The sequence below is a fragment of the Pseudomonas sp. JAI120 genome, assembly GCF_014207255.1.
GTDB lineage: Bacteria > Pseudomonadota > Gammaproteobacteria > Pseudomonadales > Pseudomonadaceae > Aquipseudomonas.
In genome coordinates, this window is sequence record NZ_JACHCZ010000001.1 from 2,186,901 (window position 1) to 2,204,880 (window position 17,980).

14 protein-coding genes are annotated in these 17,980 nt (G+C 50.4%); 7 read left to right on the top strand and 7 right to left on the bottom strand.

Features of this window, described 5'->3' with window-relative positions; translation table 11 throughout:
* Positions 1-48: 48 nt before the first annotated feature.
* Together HDC32_RS10300 and HDC32_RS10305 are read right to left on the bottom strand one after the other, a co-directional pair.
* The gene (locus tag HDC32_RS10300) at positions 49-3,453 is read right to left on the bottom strand and encodes a TM0106 family RecB-like putative nuclease (RefSeq protein ID WP_184743764.1); all 3,405 of its coding nucleotides are present in this window, start codon (positions 3,451-3,453) and stop codon (positions 49-51) included.
* A gap of 105 nt (positions 3,454-3,558) precedes the next feature.
* Complete coding sequence (locus HDC32_RS10305) at positions 3,559-3,816, bottom strand: hypothetical protein (protein WP_260403589.1); 258 nt, start codon at positions 3,814-3,816, stop codon at positions 3,559-3,561.
* Between the two features lie 107 nt (positions 3,817-3,923).
* On the opposite strand from HDC32_RS10305, the gene HDC32_RS10310 reads away from it, so the two are divergent.
* Entirely contained in the window at positions 3,924-4,796 is an 873-nt protein-coding gene (locus HDC32_RS10310; protein WP_184743766.1) for a YafY family protein, read from the top strand.
* Between the two features lie 99 nt (positions 4,797-4,895).
* Here the strand turns inward: HDC32_RS10310 and HDC32_RS10315 are convergent, their stop codons facing one another.
* The 4 genes from HDC32_RS10315 to HDC32_RS10330 all read right to left on the bottom strand — a co-directional run bounded on the left by HDC32_RS10315 (position 4,896) and on the right by HDC32_RS10330 (position 9,080).
* The gene (locus HDC32_RS10315; protein ID WP_184743769.1) at positions 4,896-5,999 is read right to left on the bottom strand and encodes a hypothetical protein; all 1,104 of its coding nucleotides are present in this window, start codon (positions 5,997-5,999) and stop codon (positions 4,896-4,898) included.
* Positions 5,999-7,618 carry a hypothetical protein gene (locus HDC32_RS10320; RefSeq protein WP_260403590.1) on the bottom strand — a complete coding sequence of 540 codons (1,620 nt, stop codon included), beginning with the start codon at positions 7,616-7,618 and terminating at the stop codon, positions 5,999-6,001. The genes HDC32_RS10315 and HDC32_RS10320 overlap by 1 nt, the downstream gene beginning before the upstream one ends.
* Before the next feature lie 195 nt (positions 7,619-7,813).
* Complete coding sequence (locus tag HDC32_RS10325; RefSeq protein ID WP_184743775.1) at positions 7,814-8,119, bottom strand: hypothetical protein; 306 nt, start codon at positions 8,117-8,119, stop codon at positions 7,814-7,816.
* Positions 8,120-8,219: 100 nt separating this feature from the next.
* Positions 8,220-9,080 carry a tetratricopeptide repeat protein gene (locus tag HDC32_RS10330; RefSeq protein ID WP_184743778.1) on the bottom strand — a complete coding sequence of 287 codons (861 nt, stop codon included), beginning with the start codon at positions 9,078-9,080 and terminating at the stop codon, positions 8,220-8,222.
* An 88-nt stretch (positions 9,081-9,168) separates the two neighbouring features.
* Between HDC32_RS10330 and HDC32_RS10335 the strand changes: the two genes are divergently transcribed.
* On the top strand, positions 9,169-10,218 hold the full coding sequence (locus HDC32_RS10335; protein ID WP_184743781.1) for a YafY family protein: 1,050 nt from the start codon (positions 9,169-9,171) through the stop codon (positions 10,216-10,218).
* Between the two features lie 163 nt (positions 10,219-10,381).
* Here the strand turns inward: HDC32_RS10335 and HDC32_RS10340 are convergent, their stop codons facing one another.
* Positions 10,382-10,537, bottom strand: a complete 156-nt coding sequence (locus HDC32_RS10340; protein WP_184743785.1) for a hypothetical protein — start codon at positions 10,535-10,537, stop codon at positions 10,382-10,384.
* Between the two features lie 293 nt (positions 10,538-10,830).
* Between HDC32_RS10340 and HDC32_RS10345 the strand changes: the two genes are divergently transcribed.
* The 5 genes from HDC32_RS10345 (at position 10,831) to HDC32_RS10365 (ending at position 17,858) form a co-directional block, all read left to right on the top strand.
* A complete protein-coding gene (locus HDC32_RS10345) occupies positions 10,831-12,072 on the top strand; it encodes a hypothetical protein (RefSeq protein ID WP_184743788.1) in 1,242 nt (413 codons plus the stop codon).
* Positions 12,065-12,586 carry a hypothetical protein gene (locus tag HDC32_RS10350; RefSeq protein WP_184743792.1) on the top strand — a complete coding sequence of 174 codons (522 nt, stop codon included), beginning with the start codon at positions 12,065-12,067 and terminating at the stop codon, positions 12,584-12,586. Before HDC32_RS10345 ends, HDC32_RS10350 begins: the two co-directional genes overlap by 8 nt.
* A gap of 71 nt (positions 12,587-12,657) precedes the next feature.
* A complete protein-coding gene (locus HDC32_RS10355; RefSeq protein ID WP_260403591.1) occupies positions 12,658-14,541 on the top strand; it encodes a hypothetical protein in 1,884 nt (627 codons plus the stop codon).
* 222 nt (positions 14,542-14,763) lie between these two features.
* Complete coding sequence (locus tag HDC32_RS10360; protein ID WP_184743798.1) at positions 14,764-15,042, top strand: hypothetical protein; 279 nt, start codon at positions 14,764-14,766, stop codon at positions 15,040-15,042.
* A 443-nt stretch (positions 15,043-15,485) separates the two neighbouring features.
* A complete protein-coding gene (locus HDC32_RS10365) occupies positions 15,486-17,858 on the top strand; it encodes a TOTE conflict system archaeo-eukaryotic primase domain-containing protein (RefSeq protein WP_184743801.1) in 2,373 nt (790 codons plus the stop codon).
* The last annotated feature ends 122 nt before the right edge of the window (positions 17,859-17,980 follow it).

The window sequence follows — 17,980 nt, forward strand, 5'->3', positions numbered from 1 at the left end:
TACTCGATGCAAAACTGCGCCGCCCGTTGGAGCGGCGCACCGTCAGCTCTACACTCTGTCGCGCGTCATTGATCCACTCTTGACCACCTTACAAAGTGTATTTACCAGCGACATCTCCTCTGGTGTCTTGCAGCGGATGGCCGTCAAGGCTCGGCTGGCTATCACACAGGCCAAGGTCTTGGCGCGACTGACCGCTACATTCAAGCGGTTTTTTGAGTAGAGAAAACCAATATCCCGAGGTAAATAGTCTTCATTCGAAGTGGCCATCGAAACAATCACAATTTCGGCTTCTTGTCCCTGAAACTTGTCCACCGTCCCGACTCGGGCGCCTTCCGGTAGCTCCCGTTTGAGCAACTGCACCTGGAGGTTATAGGGTGCGACAACCAAGATATTGTCCACGTCGATCCGGTGCACCTCGCCGTTCTTATCTACATAAGTTTGCCCCAGGAAATAACTGTAGAGGTCGCGGACGACAGCAGCTTCTTCCTCTGAGCTTTGGCTATTAGCGTCATGCTCCACCGCACAAAAATACAGCCCACAATTGGGTATCCCTGGACGCTCTCCATCCAGCACCAGCACTTGTCGCTCGGTTCCCGGGGCCGATGTTAATTGTCCGTCGTACACCGCGTCAGAAATAAAGGAACACACCTCAGGGTGCATACGCCATGTCTGCGCCAGGAACACCCCGCGATTCGCGGGAATAGTGGCCACGCCATCAAGCAGATAATCCAGGATCGAATCTCCTGAGCGCCCTGGATGCGTCCCCTTAATCGGTTGTGATAATTGCATCTGATCGCCCATCAGCACCAAACTGCGGGCTGACATCCCCATCGCCACGAGGTTGGCCACACTGACCTGACCAGCTTCGTCAATGAACAGGTAATCCAACGCTTCGCTAAATGCTTCATCCGCGAACAGCCAAGCAGTACCCGCGACAAGACGTGCTCCCGAATTCCATGCGGCCAACAATTTCGTTTTGTCATCTTGGGACGTGATGCAGCGCCCGGCGAAACGACTCTCCTCAGCCCCCTGAGTGGATTTTTTCAAACCGACGAAGTTCAAACCAGACGCCTCAGCACAGGTTTCTATCGCTGCAAGCAAGTTGTTGATCGCGTGATGAGAGTTAGAGGTAATCCCGACCCGCTTGCCAGCTTGCAGCAGATCAACTATCAGGTGAGACCCCGTATAAGTTTTACCAGCACCCGGAGGCCCCTGAATGAACAGCACACTATGGTCGAGGTTACGCACCACCTGCTTGACTGCATCGAGAGGATCCAGTCCAGCCGCTAAAAGGGCCGTCCCGGCTTCCAAGCCAACCACTCTGGGTGAGCGACGAAACAAAAAGTCTTCCACCGCTTGAAAATGCCCACCACCTGCCAGAACCGCATCGGCGTAGCGGAATAATGCTTCGCGGATAACGTTGCTATTAATTGGCCCACCGGGTCCCATATCAAAGTCTTCGGGAGGTTGCCGCTCGGCAGTGGCCTTAAAGGTCGCCAATCGGTTTTCCATGTCCAATTCATGCAGAGTAATCGCGCTCAGTGTTTCGACCACCATTCCCTGCGACCCGATACGCAGCTTGGTCTCCTGCTCGGGGAAGCGGTATTGGTAAAGGAATGAGCGCTTTTCCGGTACGGGTGGTTGTGTTGTGCGTGTCAACCCAGCCAGGCTCTCGATATCCTCAAGAAGCTCATCTCTCGCCATGTCCTGACGCTTGAACATATCCCACCACACCGGCTTCTCGGTGCGCCGATGAAAATCAAGCAACTGAAAAACCAACGCCTTAACAATCGCCTCGTCATCCCACTGCGATTCATCCTCCGGCAACTGACCAATTAGGCGCTGACGATAACTTTCCAGGCGAATCTCCTGTTCGCTGGCCCCTACGGCAACAGGATCAACTTCGACGGTCCCCACATTCGTCGCTACAAAATTGCTGTCATCGGGGTTAATCGCAAGCAGCCAGTTACGCAGCAAGTAAGTGGAGCGCACATCATCCTCGTTGTAGCGCTCAATGGTTTCCAACAGTTCAGGATCACCGCTCTGCTTCCAACGTTCATAAAACACGATGCTCGCGCCGGCACTGGTCACCTCGCCAACCCGTCTTTCCATGTAGAAATGTTCGATGTACTTGATCGAGTAGCTCGGTTCGGAAACGCGTATCGCCTCCCGCACCACCTTATACAGATCGATCAGCTTGCCGTTCCGCAGCAACCAGTCAACTTGAGTCTCACGAGTGCCGTGCTGACTCATCAAACGCTTGATCGCTGTCTCTTCGTAGCTCGCGTAGTGATAGATGTAGGCTTGCGGATAGCGCGCCAAATGCGCCATCAAAAAATCGATGAAGGCTTCGAACGCTTTTTTCTCTTCTGTACGAGAGTGCCCCCAAAATGGCAGGAAGCGTTGGCTCCCTGCCTCATCAATGTACAAGCCAAACAAATACTCCAAACCGCCCTCTTCAAGCGGATCACCCTCCATATCAAAAAACAGATCGCCTTCCGCTGGCTCAGGCATACGGCCGAATCCACGCAGCCCAGCCTGCGGAGCCAATAGTTCATAAATTGGTGCATCGCTATGACGGCCCAGGTGTTGCAGACGGGCTTGATGCCTCAATTTACTCAAGGACTCGCCGTTAAGTTTGGGAATGGAAATGCGTTCCGGAATGTTGGCCAATTGCTCCAAGGTCTGAACACCGGCGCTTTGCAATTTTTTGATTTGGGACTTGCTGATATTCGCGACCGCAGACAAATGATCATCTTGCTCGCGTTGAATGGCACAAAGATCGCGCCACCCGCAAAAGCGGCAATGATCACAAGGGTCAGGATAGGTGATTGACGGTTGGGGGGCAGAGACAAAAGCGTCGAAGCGCTGAAGAACCTGATCGAGATAATCTGCGTAATCTGCCACACGAAATGGCCGTTCGCTACGCGCTGCATCACCGAGCACAACATGCATGAAGTGAGGACGAACACCTTGCAATGGAACAAGCAGCCGGGAGTACAGCGCTAACTGGACAATGAACTTTGCTTTGGGCGATTTCGCCAGCTTGGTATCGATCACTTCGTAGCTGTAATCACCAAGATCTGAGGGCAGTGCTACCTTTCGGAGAAAGTCGGCATGACCAATGAAAACATCGTCCTGTAACGTCGCCTGGAAAATGATATCGGCACCGGCCTGCATCGCTTCCCGTGTCAACTCGACCTTCTTTGAGATAGACCGCGCGCCACTCGCAGCGATATCCACCACTACTGGATACTCAAGCTTCAGCCGATCAAGGTAGGCCGCCTCATGCTCAAGGCCCTTTTCCTGAATCAGGCGATTTTCCTCGGTTTCTGGTGCCCTCTCCATGGGCGATACAAGGTGGGCCATGTCGAGAGCCGTCAGGTGCTCGCATTCTAGAAAACCGCAGAGATCTGAAGCGGAGTAAAGCCGGACACCATCGACGATTTGCATACACACTCTCCCTTGCAGCGCATTGCCCCTGCATGGCGAGGCGCCCATCGTATCGAGTGCCAGAAGGCGCTCCATAATCCCAGCCGCCTAAATGCGCGGAAGGAATTACTGCACTAACAAAAGTTTTCTCTGGAGCTGCTCGACATGGGCGCGTTCAGCCCGTAATCCCGCCGTCAATTCCTTTCTTTCCAACTCCAGCTGTCGAATGACTGCGCCGATGCTGTTCAAGAGGTTGCGCAGCACCATCAACTCCCGCTTTTGCACATCAATATGCTGCCACTGCAACCACAGCAATAATGCCATGACCGCCACCATGAGCATCGCCCCTCCCATGCTCAACCAATACAAGCTCATCGCATCCATTTTGTAGCTTCCTTCGCTTGTTCGACGGTTACAAGATATGTAGTCTTTTATGACACGTCGATAATGTTTGCCTGTACAGGTAAACAAATGGAACAGGTACTCAACCGATGAAACGTAAGCAGCAGCTAAATCAGATTCGCTGGGATCTGGCATTACGCTACCGACTCATCGAGACCATTGCCTGGTGGGAAGGCCGCCTGACTACTGGTCACCTGATGCAGAGCTTTGGCATCAGTCGGCAGCAAGCATCAAAAGACATCAACACTTACCTGACCGAACATGCGCCTAAAAACCTTACATATGACAAACATCTGAAAGGCTACAAACCAAGCAAAGTGTTCAAACCGCTATTCATCGATGGAAGCGCCAGTGCTTACCTGCACCTGCTCAACCAGAATCGGGAACGTGCCGAGCATGTCGAAGGACTGGCCTTTGCTTATGCGCACACTGAACTGCTGCTCATCCCTGATCGCAGTATTCGCCCCGAAATATTGCGACCGATTTTGCAGGCCTGTCGTGAAGGTCTACGGCTGGAAACAGACTATGTGTCCTTGGCCAACCCCAGACCGGAAACACGCGTGATCGTGCCGCACACACTGGTATTTACCGGGATGCGCTGGCACGTACGCGCTTACTGTGAAAAGAATGGTGACTTTCGAGACTTTGTCCTAAGTCGATTTCGCGGCGCCCCTGATTTAATCCATGCGTCCGATCATAAACGTGAGGCCGATGTGGATTGGATGGCCGAAATAGATGTGATTTTTGAGCCAGATCGAAGATTAAAACCTGAGCAAAAGCTGATAATTGAAGCAGATTACGGCATGCAAAACGGCCAACTGCTGATACGCACCCGAGGGGCGTTGGTACAGTACATTTTGCAGCGCTATCAAATAGACCCCACGAAAATACAGGCAAAAGCAGCGGCACAACAGATAGTGGTGGCAAACCTGGAGGAGCTGGGGCGCTGGCTTTACGTTTGATGAATCGAACTTATTTCGCATAAATCCCACAGCTCCTTCCACCTTCAATACTGCACAAGCGTGTAGTACCGAAGGGGCTGCAAGATATGCTGCTACACGTCAAATCACGCTTAGCCCTTTGAGCACCAGTGTCGTAGCCATCACTAGACTTGATCCGGCAAGAGCCACCAGCAGGCGATTAGTACGCGACGAATAACGTGCAAAGCTGTTCTCCTGAACCACTAATCGCTCTTTAAACTCCAGCAACTCACGCTCCTGGGCCTGAATGGCCTGAGCGCGTGTAAGATCACTACGGCTACTTTTTTGTAGCGTCTCCAGAATGGCTCGAATGGCATTGTCTCGTTTCTCACTCAGCACATTTTGCTCATTGAGCAGCTCGTTTAGGCGGGCTATTTGTTCAGCATTTTGGGTCAACGATGTATCGATTGCTCCCAAATGCAGCTCCTGGCGTGCGATTTCTTCCACTTTCACCGATAAGGTAGATTGTATCGCTTCAATATCACCGCTGTTGCGCTCAATGATTTGTGCCCGTTCCTGATCGACACGACCGTTTTCCTGCAACTCCACCAGAATGGTTTGAATAGCATGATCCTGTCGCTCATCAAGGGTGCTTTTTTGATTGAGTAAAGCATCGATGCTGGCCAAGCGTTCAGCCTTAAATTCGAGCGCGGTCTTGATTCTGTCAATATCCTGACTTTGTTGTGTGTCCAGCGCGTCTTTCACCGACAGGGCACTCTTGACCTCTTCAATGTTCTGTTTATTGATTTCAATACGGTCTTGAGTCGACTTCGAACCTTCGGCAATTTTTCGAAAAATGGATTGGGCTTTGTCCGCAAAACCTTGGCCAGTTTCGGAAAGCTCTTGGAAACGGCCCTCGCTATCCGTCCAGCCCATTTTGGCGCGCTCTTCCAGCTCGCAGATTACTGCGGCAAGGAACGAGTAGCTCATAGTGTTGAGGGTAATGACCTCTTGAATTAATCCCAGCATGAGATCGTTGATTTTGTTCTGAGACTTGGAGATGTCCACCAAATCAGTTTTAGCACTGGAGAAGGTGCTTTTGAACCAGCCTCGATTTTCTATAGCGCTAACATGACTACTGGAATTTTCGATGCTTAACTCAATATCCTTGATTACATCCAGAAGACCTGAAGCGATGTTGACTGGGGTCAGATCTTCCTTGATTATCAGTTCCTGTACGCTCATTAAAATAACTCCAGTAAATCATCCAGGCTGTTTACAGAATTTCGGTAGTCATTTAGACGGTGTTGCGTTACGACTTTGGCGTCTTGAACTTCGAGCCAGTCGTTTTCGAATTGCGTTCGCATAACTTGAGTCGAGACAATCATGTGGCTGTAAGCCATATCGATCATCACTACTGTTTGTTTGACTCTCAACAGATTGACCTGCTGACCACGATGGGTATCGGCCAGCGCCTTGTTGCGAAAAGCGATACCACTTTTCAACCGGTCAAAAGCTAAGACGGTGAAAAGCGTCAAGGCACCGGTAATGACACCGGTAATCACCGGGGCCAGTGTCGCAGCAAAAGGCAGTAGCAGTGGTACAGCTTCCAACGCTTTCTGGATGACCTCCTCAAGCGCAATACCGAGACATAGAACGACAGTGCCCGAGAGAATTTTCAGCACCTCCATGGCTATATCGCCACGGGCCATGCCTTTCGGGGGGGAAACAATCACTTTGATCGCCCGAACAATCGAAAGTATCGCTTCCCGAAGCATCCGCACCACATTTTTTGCGGTAGTGATAAAGGAGTTGATGACTAACGTTATCAAATTTGAGAGAAAGCCCGTTAGCCCCGCGCTAACACCTTCTTTCAGGTATTCCGCCCACTTCAACTTAATTTTTTCGTAAGTCGACTTGATTCGCTCTTCAGCCAAAGTTAGCAGCGATTTGGCGCCATCAAAGCCTTCTTTGACCAGATACCGTACATCCTGAATCAAACCTTCGATTAGATCTTTGAGCAGTAAACCCAGTACTTGTCGAAGGGCAAGCTTACCGGCCGCAGCGCTGCCCTCGATCAATAATTCGCCCATTTGCTTGTCAAAGACAGCCTTTTTTTGTACCCCATCCACTGCTTTTTTGGATTTCACGTAGGCCGTATCTATTGCCTGCGGATCCAAATCGTAATATTCAGCGTTGGTCTTAGTCGGGTCTTGACTGTTTTTCCCTGCCGCCCACACTTTCAGATCGGACTCTTGTTTCGAGGAGTTCATATTGAAAGATGTCAGGACGACGTTTTCTTTTTGCGTTGCTGTTGCCACACGCTCTTCACGTGTTTGTGCTAGGTGACCACGCGTAGATCTCTCGATTTCGCTGGCGCTGGTGACGTGATCCCGTGCGGTCATTCTCGGGCCTTCGGCAAACTCCGTTTCAGGCTTCTTGTAGGCGTCGTAGAACTTACCGTCGGCACTACTCATGTCAGAGTGGGCGGCATCCATCGCAGCATCGTAATCCTCGCGTTGAAATGGTTCCTTTTGGGCCTCTTGCCAGCCCGCATGAAGTTTTTCATCTGCGTCGTTGGCGACGACCCCTTTTTCGAAGTTGTGCAGAGATGTAATGGCGCCTCCATCGCGATCCTCGAACATCGCAGCAGTCAATCCGAACGGCCCCATCAACTGATCGATCATCATCTTTTGAAACGAATCGATGAAGTCTGTTTGTTGCTGCCCACTTGGTGTGGCATTTATGTCTCTGATCAACGCCTCAACGTCCGCGTCGATTTCGATAATCATTTCTTGCATGCCGCTCTGCATCGCAGTGATCTCAAAATGCCATTTCTCTAACAATATCCATATGCTCGTCATGGTGTCTAGCGCTGTCTTGGTCGTTATGAGCATCCAATCAAAGACATAAAACCCGAAATGGAACCCGCCATCGGTCTAACCTTTCATAAGCCGAAGCCTGATGCTGGCCACACTTTGCTTGTCCTCCGCCAAGAAAGGGCTGGGTTCAAACAGAGTTTTTCAAAGCAATGGCACTCATTCGTGAGTTGCAGTTAGCTACTGAGGGAAAAGCTTAGAGATCACAATCAGTCCCTTGCAACGATGTCCGGTTGTTGGACAGCTCATTTTCACCCGACTGAAACGGCCAGTGGCAACCAACTGGTCGACTACCTGCGTTTCCGCTTGCATCTGGTCTTTACGATGAGCCCCATTGGCTCTGATCCAGTAATCCAGTGAGACCGGCTTCTTGTGATCGATTAACGCAGCCTTGATCGGCCCAAGTACCATGGAACCGCCCAAGGTCTCAACTTTTGAAACCAGAGCGTCAATGCTGAATGAGCCGCCATCTCTCAACGTAATCATCACGCGTCCTTAAATTTTTTCATCCAATACACAGTAAAAAACTGGAGACCATCAGGGGATGTCTAGGCCAAACAATGGAAGCCCCCTCATTTACCCTAAATCAACGCGACGGGCTCTCAAAAGGTTCTCGCAGATCTTCGGCATACGATGCCCAGAACAAACGCATACGTCCTTGAGGATCCGGCATGTACAGGGCATCCTTGTAAAAATACTCCAAGGCATCAGCAGCCGCTGCATCACCATTGAGCGCCGCTCGCTGCAACCAAAAAAGTCCCTTTGAGACGTGACGCGAAACGCCATTGCCCTCCAGGTAACTCTTCCCAAGGCGTGCAAACGCCGCAGTGTCACCGGCACGAGCGGCTTTTCGATACCAACGAAATGCCTTCCGGTTATCGGCCTCAACCTGTGAAGCTTCACAACTGCCTTTTCGATCCCGCGCGTCGTAAAGCCACGCGACCTCCAAAGCTGCCTCGCGGATCCCACCTTTAAACGCCTTTTTCAGCCATCGCTGGGCCATTTGCTCATCGACGGCGACACCTATTCCGTAGGTATAGAGCTGCCCTAGATTGAAAAAGGCTTCAGGTAAATCGTCCGCCGCAGCCAGCCGAAAAAGGTGCAGGGCAATCGCTGGATCCTCAATCAACGTGCGCCCATCCAGCCATAACCAACCGAGGTCATTTAGCGCATCTGCATCATGTTCGAGAGCTGCTCGTCGAAGCTGCGCATATAGTAGGAGAAATGATTCTCGCGGCAAGACTGCTTTTAAAGGATTCATAGCCTTCACTTCAGCGTATGACACCATCCCATAACGCTCATACATCTCAACAATCCTCAGCGTCGGGATTCCCAACCCGGCCCCCAGACCGTCATTTTCACTGGTCTCCTGGAACTCCAGCAGTTCAGGCGCGACCAGAAAAGCTTCAAGTATGTTGACGACATTGGCAGGCTTGGGCATCGCCATTTCTCGACTCCGGCATCACATTGATTTCTCAAGACGAATCATCCACCCTCTGAACGACAAATTGTGTCGCCATTTAGGGAGTATTCACATGTCAGGAAAACGGCTGGAAGAAAAATTTCGTCTGGAGCTGCTCTTGGCCATGATCCCGACGGCGCGCGGTAATACAACGGCCACTGGACTGCGCGTGGCGCAGTTCCAACAACGGCTGAGGGCGCAGGATGTGGCGGTTGATGACCGGACGATTCAACGCAACCTTAAAGCGCTGATCGACGATAAAAGATACGGCATTAAGAGAAGAAAAGAGGGGCGTGAGTATATGTATTGGGCCGATAAAGAATTGTCGAGGTTCGTACTCAAGCCAACGGACGCGATGAATTTGATCATGGTCATCGAACATGCGCGCCCATATCTCAGTCGTACACTTGGAGGGAATCTTCAGGAACTGTACGAGCATGCCCAGGCCATTCTGAACAAGCACTCCCACCGGCTCCATGATTGGACGAAGAAGGTGATCAGCAACTCCCGCTTCCAAAATTTACAGCCAGGATTGATAGACCCTCAGGTCTTTCAAACCATCCAAGAAGCATTGCTGGAAGGGAACAAGCTGGATGTACTCTATCAACCACGCGGCGCGCTGCACCCCAAGCCCTATCGGTTAACCCCTTTGGGACTGTCCTTTCAGGACGCCAACATCTACCTATCGCTCATCGTTGACGGCAGAGACCCGGCCACTCCCTATGCCTGGCCGGCGCACCGTTTCAATTCCGCTGAAACGGCGGGTTTTGAACCGGCTCAAGTACCCGCTGATTACGACATCCGTAATACCAGTTCACTGAAGAGCCTAATTGGGCTGGAGGACGAACATCCTATCCAGCTAGAGTTGCTGGTCGATGAAAATATGTTTCAGCGTCTCAGCGAAAACTCGCTCAGCTCAGACCAAAAATTACGAGCCTATGACGCAGGACGCTGGCACTTGAGTTGTGCAGTGCACTTGAGTCAAGGTTTACGGCTTTGGCTCCTGAGCCAAGGGCCGAGCGTTGAGGTGCTCAGCCCCTCGGAACTGAGAGTTGAAATCTACGCGGAAATCCAAAAAATGGCGGCGCTTTACCAAGACAATAAAACGCCTCCTGCCTATTGAGCTGTACCGACAGAACCAGCCCCCTCAATCCAGCCATACATTTCCACTGAGTAGCTTCGTATTAGGTATCCACCAGTGCAGTCGCGCCATACGGAGCTATGCCGCTTCATCGCGACATATCTGGTCGTTCCAGCAGTCAATCCAGATTCCTTGTTCACTGCGCTCAGAAGGTTGTATGTTTCCCTTCGTTCCCTGCGGCCATTTGAACTACCCAGAGGGTGATAGCTGTCCATTGACCAAATTCTGGATCTTTGCCCTGATCGTTGATCTCGGCGACGTGATGCGCCAGCCTTATACGCTTGCTGTGATCTTGTTTCATCGCACTCAAAGCGTCATAGAGACGAGCGTCCTACACCCAACAGAACTTGCCTGGAGTCAATGGGTGCCCGACAACTGAGCGCCCATACCCGAAACCGCGAAGCAGTCCTCGACAGGGCCTGCTACCAACAGAGTGGTGACATGTTGGTGCTCACTAGAGCTAGGTGATCAAAAAACAGGCGTTTGTGGCGGGCCTACGCTGATATCAGGTCGACATCATAGAATGGATTTGCTAGCGTAGCGCCGTGTGTACATTCCACATGCTTTTCAACTTTGTAATGGAATACAACTCGGATGACGCAGCAGACCATAGACCGTGACGCATCCGATAAAACTAAAGGGTTTCGCCTACAAAAAATTCGAGCAATTAAACATATAATTGAAGAACTCGAAAACCCAGCCAGCGTCATGTTTTATGCATCTATCGAAGTCCTTGAAGATGTATCAATAATAAAAGTCAGCGAAACGGGAACATCGACTTATCTTGAAGAAGATAAAAACTATGACCCCAACAAAAATTTCACACTCTTTTCGCATCAAGTGTTAAACACTCTTGTGGCATTCTCGGATATTTATTTTGGACAATGGCAGGAAAGTGAAGGACTTTTATTAGGATTTTATACCACCGCGGGTATAGGCAAAGAAAACAAAATAAAACTCAAAAATGGTATCGATCTGACACTGCCGGAAGATCCGATACTGGAAATACTAAAAGACAATTCCGAAATTGCTGACACCACTCTGCAAACGATCAAAGACACTTTGATTGAGGAATATGCAGCTCAATATGAAAGAAGAAACAGCACTGGAAACCTAGAGAACCTTAAAGCTCTTACACTACAAGAGCTGTCAAAATTCCTGGGGAAAATCAAATGGTGTTTTGGTCAAGCTGACGAAATCAGCCTAAAACAGTCCGTTCTGTCGGCAATCAAAGAAAGTTCTCTACAAAACATTCACACTGAAAAAAAAGAAGAGTGCGTATTTTCACTTCTAATGGAGTGCCTAGATGAGCGGCAAAATCTTCCGAACCTAAATCAGAGATTCGTACATATTGCCGATGTCAAACTTGTCTTTAAAAATGTGGAGTCTGAGCCATTGGATGATCGAACTGATCCAGCTTGGCTTCAACTGAAAACGCAAAAAGACAAGGTGTCAGACAAAAGAAATCTAGAAAATAAATTGGCTGATGTATGTGCAGATTATGATCAAAAAAAATCTGGTCGATATGCTCGCATGGCAAGTATGTCGAAGCATGAGGAGACCGAGAGCAATAGAAGCTTTAAGTCTCTTAAGTACCGTGTTTTTGAAGCCTGCGACGAGTTCTACAGCTGCCATGCACCGATTACTTCCCCGATAGAATTTAAAGATATCAAACCAATTTTAGATTCCATAAAAGAAATTGCATTAGAAAACGTGCAAAATTTGAAGCACGACTATACATACTCAGCATCTAACAGCATCACAATCGAGCAAATAATATTAAACCTATACGACGAGTGCTTTGTTTCGTTCGACGTCGGGGTAAGTAATGACTGACGCCATTAAAAAGCGGATAATGTTTTCGCCAGACTATGATTTTTATTTTACGACATACGCACTACTAGTAAGCCTAGATGCACTTGGCTGTAAGAAAGGGCGCTACTTCAAAGACTATAGAAAACTAGCGTTCTTGGTTGAGTTCGCCACCGAAGACAAATTAGTTAGCATACTTGAGCGCCCCGACGGCAAAGATCTAAACAGAATTGACAAAGAATATCTATTCAAAAGCTATACAAACGGTCTAAGCCGGAGAAGTGAGATTCTGAAAATATTATTCAGACTTGAAAAATCAGGATTTGTCATACTGCGAAAAGGAGACATAAACTCACTAGTCGATGTATCCCTTTCCGAACTAATTCCCAAGAGTTTTTTTGACAAGAATTTTTTTCATAGCGAATATTCAAATGTTCGACGAACAACTGCGCAGATCAAACAACTGACTCGACTTACTCTAGACACAACCATACAAAAGATCTACGAAGCTCACGGGGTCAAAACATGGGATTTCTAAGAATAACCAAAGTCAATTACCGGGGCAATATCTACCAATATGAATCACCTGATCTTGATCAGGATATTGTTATGATTGAAGGTGACAATGGCACCGGAAAAACCACGTTTTGCAACCTGATATACTTCGCACTCGGCGGTCGAGTTTCTGAATTCATCCGAGATGAAAAAGAAACACACAAAGAGATCACAGGAGATCGCGATAACTTCGTAGAGTTGTTTTTAAACCTCAACGGTGAAAATTTTCAAACAATAAGATTTATCGGTGACAACGACGTTACAATTACGCCTTATAATTGCAGCGAGGTAACTTTACCGGACGGCACAACTAAAACACACTATCACTATGACAGCCAAAATCTGAGAATTCTTCCTGTAAACAGGACTGCACATACTCCTGAAACCTATTCAGACTGGCTTCTTGGGAAACTGGGAATTTCTGTCGTAGATATTCAACAAGGCATTTCATCGTTCAAAATTAACGCCTACGACATCTTCCGCCTCATTTATGTAGACCAACAATCCGACACCAAGCAAATCTATAAAAAGATCGACAAGCAAGATAACTACGTATCAGACTCAAGCACACTTCGCCGCGCTATATTTGAGCTTTTAGTGGGAAAATCATTTTCAGACTACTACAAAGCAATTATAAACTCGAAGACACTTGAAAGACAGAAAAATGTAGCCAGCGGGTTGCTCCGAGAGTACAAACGACTTGCTGAGGAGCTGGGCGACGGCGATACGCCAAAGAACAAATCTTTTTTAGTCACGGACCTCAACTTAAAGGAAGAGCAGCTTAATAAATTACATGACACCAGATCCAGATTCAAACGCAACAGAAGTTCAGACTCTGCGATAGAGTCCGCCATTACCAGTACCAAATCGGCAATGATGAGCGCTCAGATTATTCTCAGCGAGAAGAAGGAAACGCTGACTAACCTACTAGAAGAGAGGCAGAAATTAGCGTTGATACGTGAAAGCGCAAAAAAAGAAATTGATCAGATAACGAAAATCATACACTCCCACGATCAACTGAATCTTTTCTCTTCCGACAGTTGTCCGTACTGCCTGGCGAAAGTTGACCGTGTCAGCGGTCATTGTGTTTGTGGTTCAGAAATTGACGAGGAGCAGTACGAGCGTTTTTCGTACACGTCGCTAGAATATAAAAATATCTTAAAATCAAAAATAAAGTCACTCGACACCATCGATCTCGCTATCACTGACTGCAATTCCGAAATCACTGACATTAGAATTGATGTACGAAACTCCGAAAACACAATCCCCGTGTTGACTGAAAAATTGCGCTCACAAATCTCCAACATTGATGAACATGTGGACTTAGAAACAATCAACACCATCGACGACAAAATATTAGACTTGAGAGAAGACATAAGCAGATTACACCAACTTATTGCAATCGAATCCAAACTAGAAATTTTTCAATCAGACTTTGATACAAAAAGAACTGAATTTCAAAAATCCGAGCTAGCTTTAAAAGGCTTAGACGCACAAACCAAATTGGACATAAGAAATAAAGTTGACGAATTCAGCATTATTTATAAAAAACTCATGACTGAGACACTGGCCGAATGCAGAACAGCTCGAATTAGCCCAGACACATACCTTCCAGTGCTCGACGAAGGGGAATACAAAGAACATAGTTCAAGCGTATCAACAAGACTCATGTACTACCTTACTCTGCTTCAGATGTCACTTGACGACCCTGATGTTCCCTTCCCACGCTTCTTGCTAATCGACACTCCTGAAACGGCGGGTATCGAACTAGACAAACTAAAAATATGCTTGAAAAAAATTGAAGAAATCAAAGAAAAATCTAAAATTCAGTTCCAGGTAATACTGACTACTGGCCTCGGAAAATATCCAGAGGAGTTTAAACCATATAGAAAAATATACATGCCAACCAAAGCTGATGCATTGCTCAAGCGTAAGTAATGATTCGTACTAGGCATCAAAAAGGCCGTAGAGATTATTTTCTGCCACAAAGTCTACCTCCAGCCCTGCTAGCAGATTGTGATCCCAAGCAAATGGTGCCACCGGCCTTACCAGCTATGCCTAATACCTGTGCGGCTTGAGTTTTCCACTCAAGACGCCGGCGACTTCAGAGTCACGACATGAATTTATACTAGTTTTAAAAGACGATGGCCTGAATCGAGTATGTTGCGGACCCAACGCCTTTTACTCATAAAACCCCAGGAGCACCCGACGGACAAAAGCAAAGAACTGTTATCGGCGCTGCTGACTCCGCACGTGATTGAGTTTATTGATTTTCGAAAACTGGCATTTTCATCCTTAATACTCGACTTGGCGACCAATGCTGCGCTGCATGCGATTCAACATGGCGACACTGGCTACATTGATAAAATTCTTGAAATCTTTAAGGGCAGCCAGTACGCCACGCAGATGAAGAACTGTTCGGTTTTCGAACTGGTTTAGAAATCCAAGAGGTACTAGGGCAACACCTATTCACGTCAACAGGCATGCCGCCCAACTTGCAGGTGCAGTTCCAAATGTTTCTAAAGGCCAAACCTGCTCGCCAAGCTACGATAAAGCATGCGAAACAAGCCACTCAAATCACTGCAAAGCTCACCACAAAAAAACCCAACAAAAAAGCCAAGCGTGTTGACATGCTGGACTCTTGGGCTCGATTACCAGGAAGCTTTGGAGCGGGTAACCGAGGTTAATCCCATCAGACATTTGCAGCACATGCAAATTACGCAGTCGAACCACTGTGCGCATAACACCGTATCGGTTAAACGCCGGACGACTCGCGGCGTGGCGCGGCCACCGGCCCGCACCCGGCCCGGCGGTTTGATCCGCCCCCCGCCGACTGATAGCCTAACCCCACAGGTCATTCCCCAACACCGAGGCTCGATGCGGTGACCGACACCCAGTTGTTGGCGACTCTCCAGGCGGAGAACGCGCGCTTAATTGCCTTGCTCGACGCGCACGGCATCGATTGGCAGCCGCCTGCCGAACCGGCGCTGATCCCCCTGGCGCCCGTTGATCCGTCGTCTGCCCTGGACACCCGCAGCAAGGTCGCCCTCTTTCGACGCTTGTTCAGAGGCCGTACCGACATCTACCCGCTGCGCTGGGAAAGCAAAAGCGGCAAGTCTGGCTATGCGCCCGCCTGCGCGAACGAGTGGCGTCCGGGGATCTGCGAGAAACCCCGGATTAAATGCGCCGACAGCCACCAGCGCCAACTGCTGGCCGTGACCGACGACGTCATCTTTCGCCACTTGGCCGGCGCGCTCGTCGCCGGTGTCTACCCCCTGCTGAAGGACGATACCTGCTACTTTCTGGCGGCGGACTTCGACGAGGCCGAATGGCGCGATGACGCCCGTGCGTTCGCAGAATCCTGCCATACGCTGGGCGTACCGGTCGCCTTGGAAGTCTCACGCTCGGGCAACGGCGCGCACGCCTGGATCTTCTTCGAGGACAAGGTGCTGGCCAGCGATGCGCGCCGTCTCGGGGCCGCCATCATCAGCCACGCCTGTGAGCGCACACGGCAATTGTCGCTCAGTTCCTACGACCGGTTGTTTCCCAACCAAGACACCCTGCCCAAAGGCGGCTTTGGCAACTTGATCGCCTTGCCGCTGCAAAAACGCGCCAGAGCCCAGCATCACAGCGTGTTTGTCGACGACGCCCTGGAGCCCTATGCCGATCAGTGGGCGTTCCTCGCCACCCTCCAACGCATGAACCCCGAGCGCCTCCACCCCGTCATTACCCTGGCCATGGGCAACCGCGACCCCCTTGGCGTGGCGTACGTCGATGAAGACGAAGGTGCCCAGCCATGGAAAGCCCCCTCGCCTCGACCACAAAAGCTCAACGGCCCGATGCCGGCCACCCTGAGCATCACCCTGGCGAATCTGATCTACTTCGAAAAGGCCCAGCTGCCTCAACCCTTGGCCAACCAGTTGATCCGCCTCGCGGCGTTTCAGAATCCCGAGTTTTATAAAGCGCAGGCCCTGCGCCTGTCGGTGTGGAACAAACCCAGAGTCATTGGCTGCGCGCAGAATTTCCCCCAACATATCGCCTTGCCCCGTGGCTGCTGGGACGCGGTGCAGGCGCTGCTGGCGCAGTACCAGATCACGCCATTGGTGGAAGACGAGCGTTTCGCGGGCAATCCCCTGAATGTCAGTTTCCTCGGCACGCTGCGCCCTGACCAGGAAGCAGCCGTCACCGCCATGCAAGCGCATGACACCGGTATCCTCTGCGCGCCGACAGCCTTCGGCAAAACCGTGAGCGCCGCCGCACTGATCGCCCAACGCGGGGTGAACACCCTGGTGTTGGTGCATCGGACCGAGCTGCTCCGGCAGTGGCAAGAACGCTTACAGGCGTTTCTGGGCGTCGGCAAAGAGGTGGTCGGCACCCTCGGCGGCGGTAAGCCCAAGCTCACCGGCCAGATCGATATCGCCGTCATGCAATCGCTGTCGCGCCAGGGCGAGATCAGTGACCTGGTTAAAAATTATGGCCAGATCATCATCGACGAATGCCATCACCTGTCGGCGGTGTCCTTCGAGGCCCTGTTGCGCAGTTCGCCCGCGCGTTACGTGCTCGGGCTGACGGCGACCCCGATCCGCCGCGATGGGCAGCAGCCCATCATTTTCATGCAGTGCGGACCGATCCGCCATACCGCCGCGCGCCCGGCCAGCGCCCCTCACGACTTGTCCGTCATCCCGCGCATGCTGTCCGGCCCAATCCTCGTCCCCGAGGGTGCGGGCATCCAGGAGGTATTCAGGCGACTGGCCGCTGATGCACAACGCACGGCGACCATCGTTTCTGCTGTGGTGCAAGCTTACCGCCAAGGCCGAAAAGTCCTGGTGCTTAGCCAGCGCACAGAGCATGTTGATACGCTAGATGTTGCGCTCAGGGAGCAGGTCGCGAATCTTTTCACGCTCCATGGCCGCATGCCGAAGAAACGGCGAGCGTCGCTGATCAGTACATTGGAGTCTCTGCCCGAAGATGCGCCTCGGGTGCTCTTGGCCACCGGTACGCTCATTGGCGAAGGGTTCGATCACCCTGCACTTGATACCTTGGTGCTGGCCATGCCCATTTCCTGGCGCGGCATCCTCCAGCAGTACGCCGGACGCCTGCATCGCCTACACACCGCCAAGTCCGACGTACAGGTGATTGATTTCGTAGACGAGGGTAACGTCGCCGTGTTGAGAATGTGGGAGAAGCGCAAGGCCGGTTACAAAGCCATGGGCTATCGACTGGTCGATTCATCCAACACACTGTCGCTGCTGTAGGCCTGTCGCGTGAAAGGAAAGAACTGGCATCAGCCCGATTGAAGAGCTGCCATCTGAACGAACCGACGTCCGCTACCCTGATATCGGTTTCGAACTGAGATTCGACTCGCTGAAAGGACCTT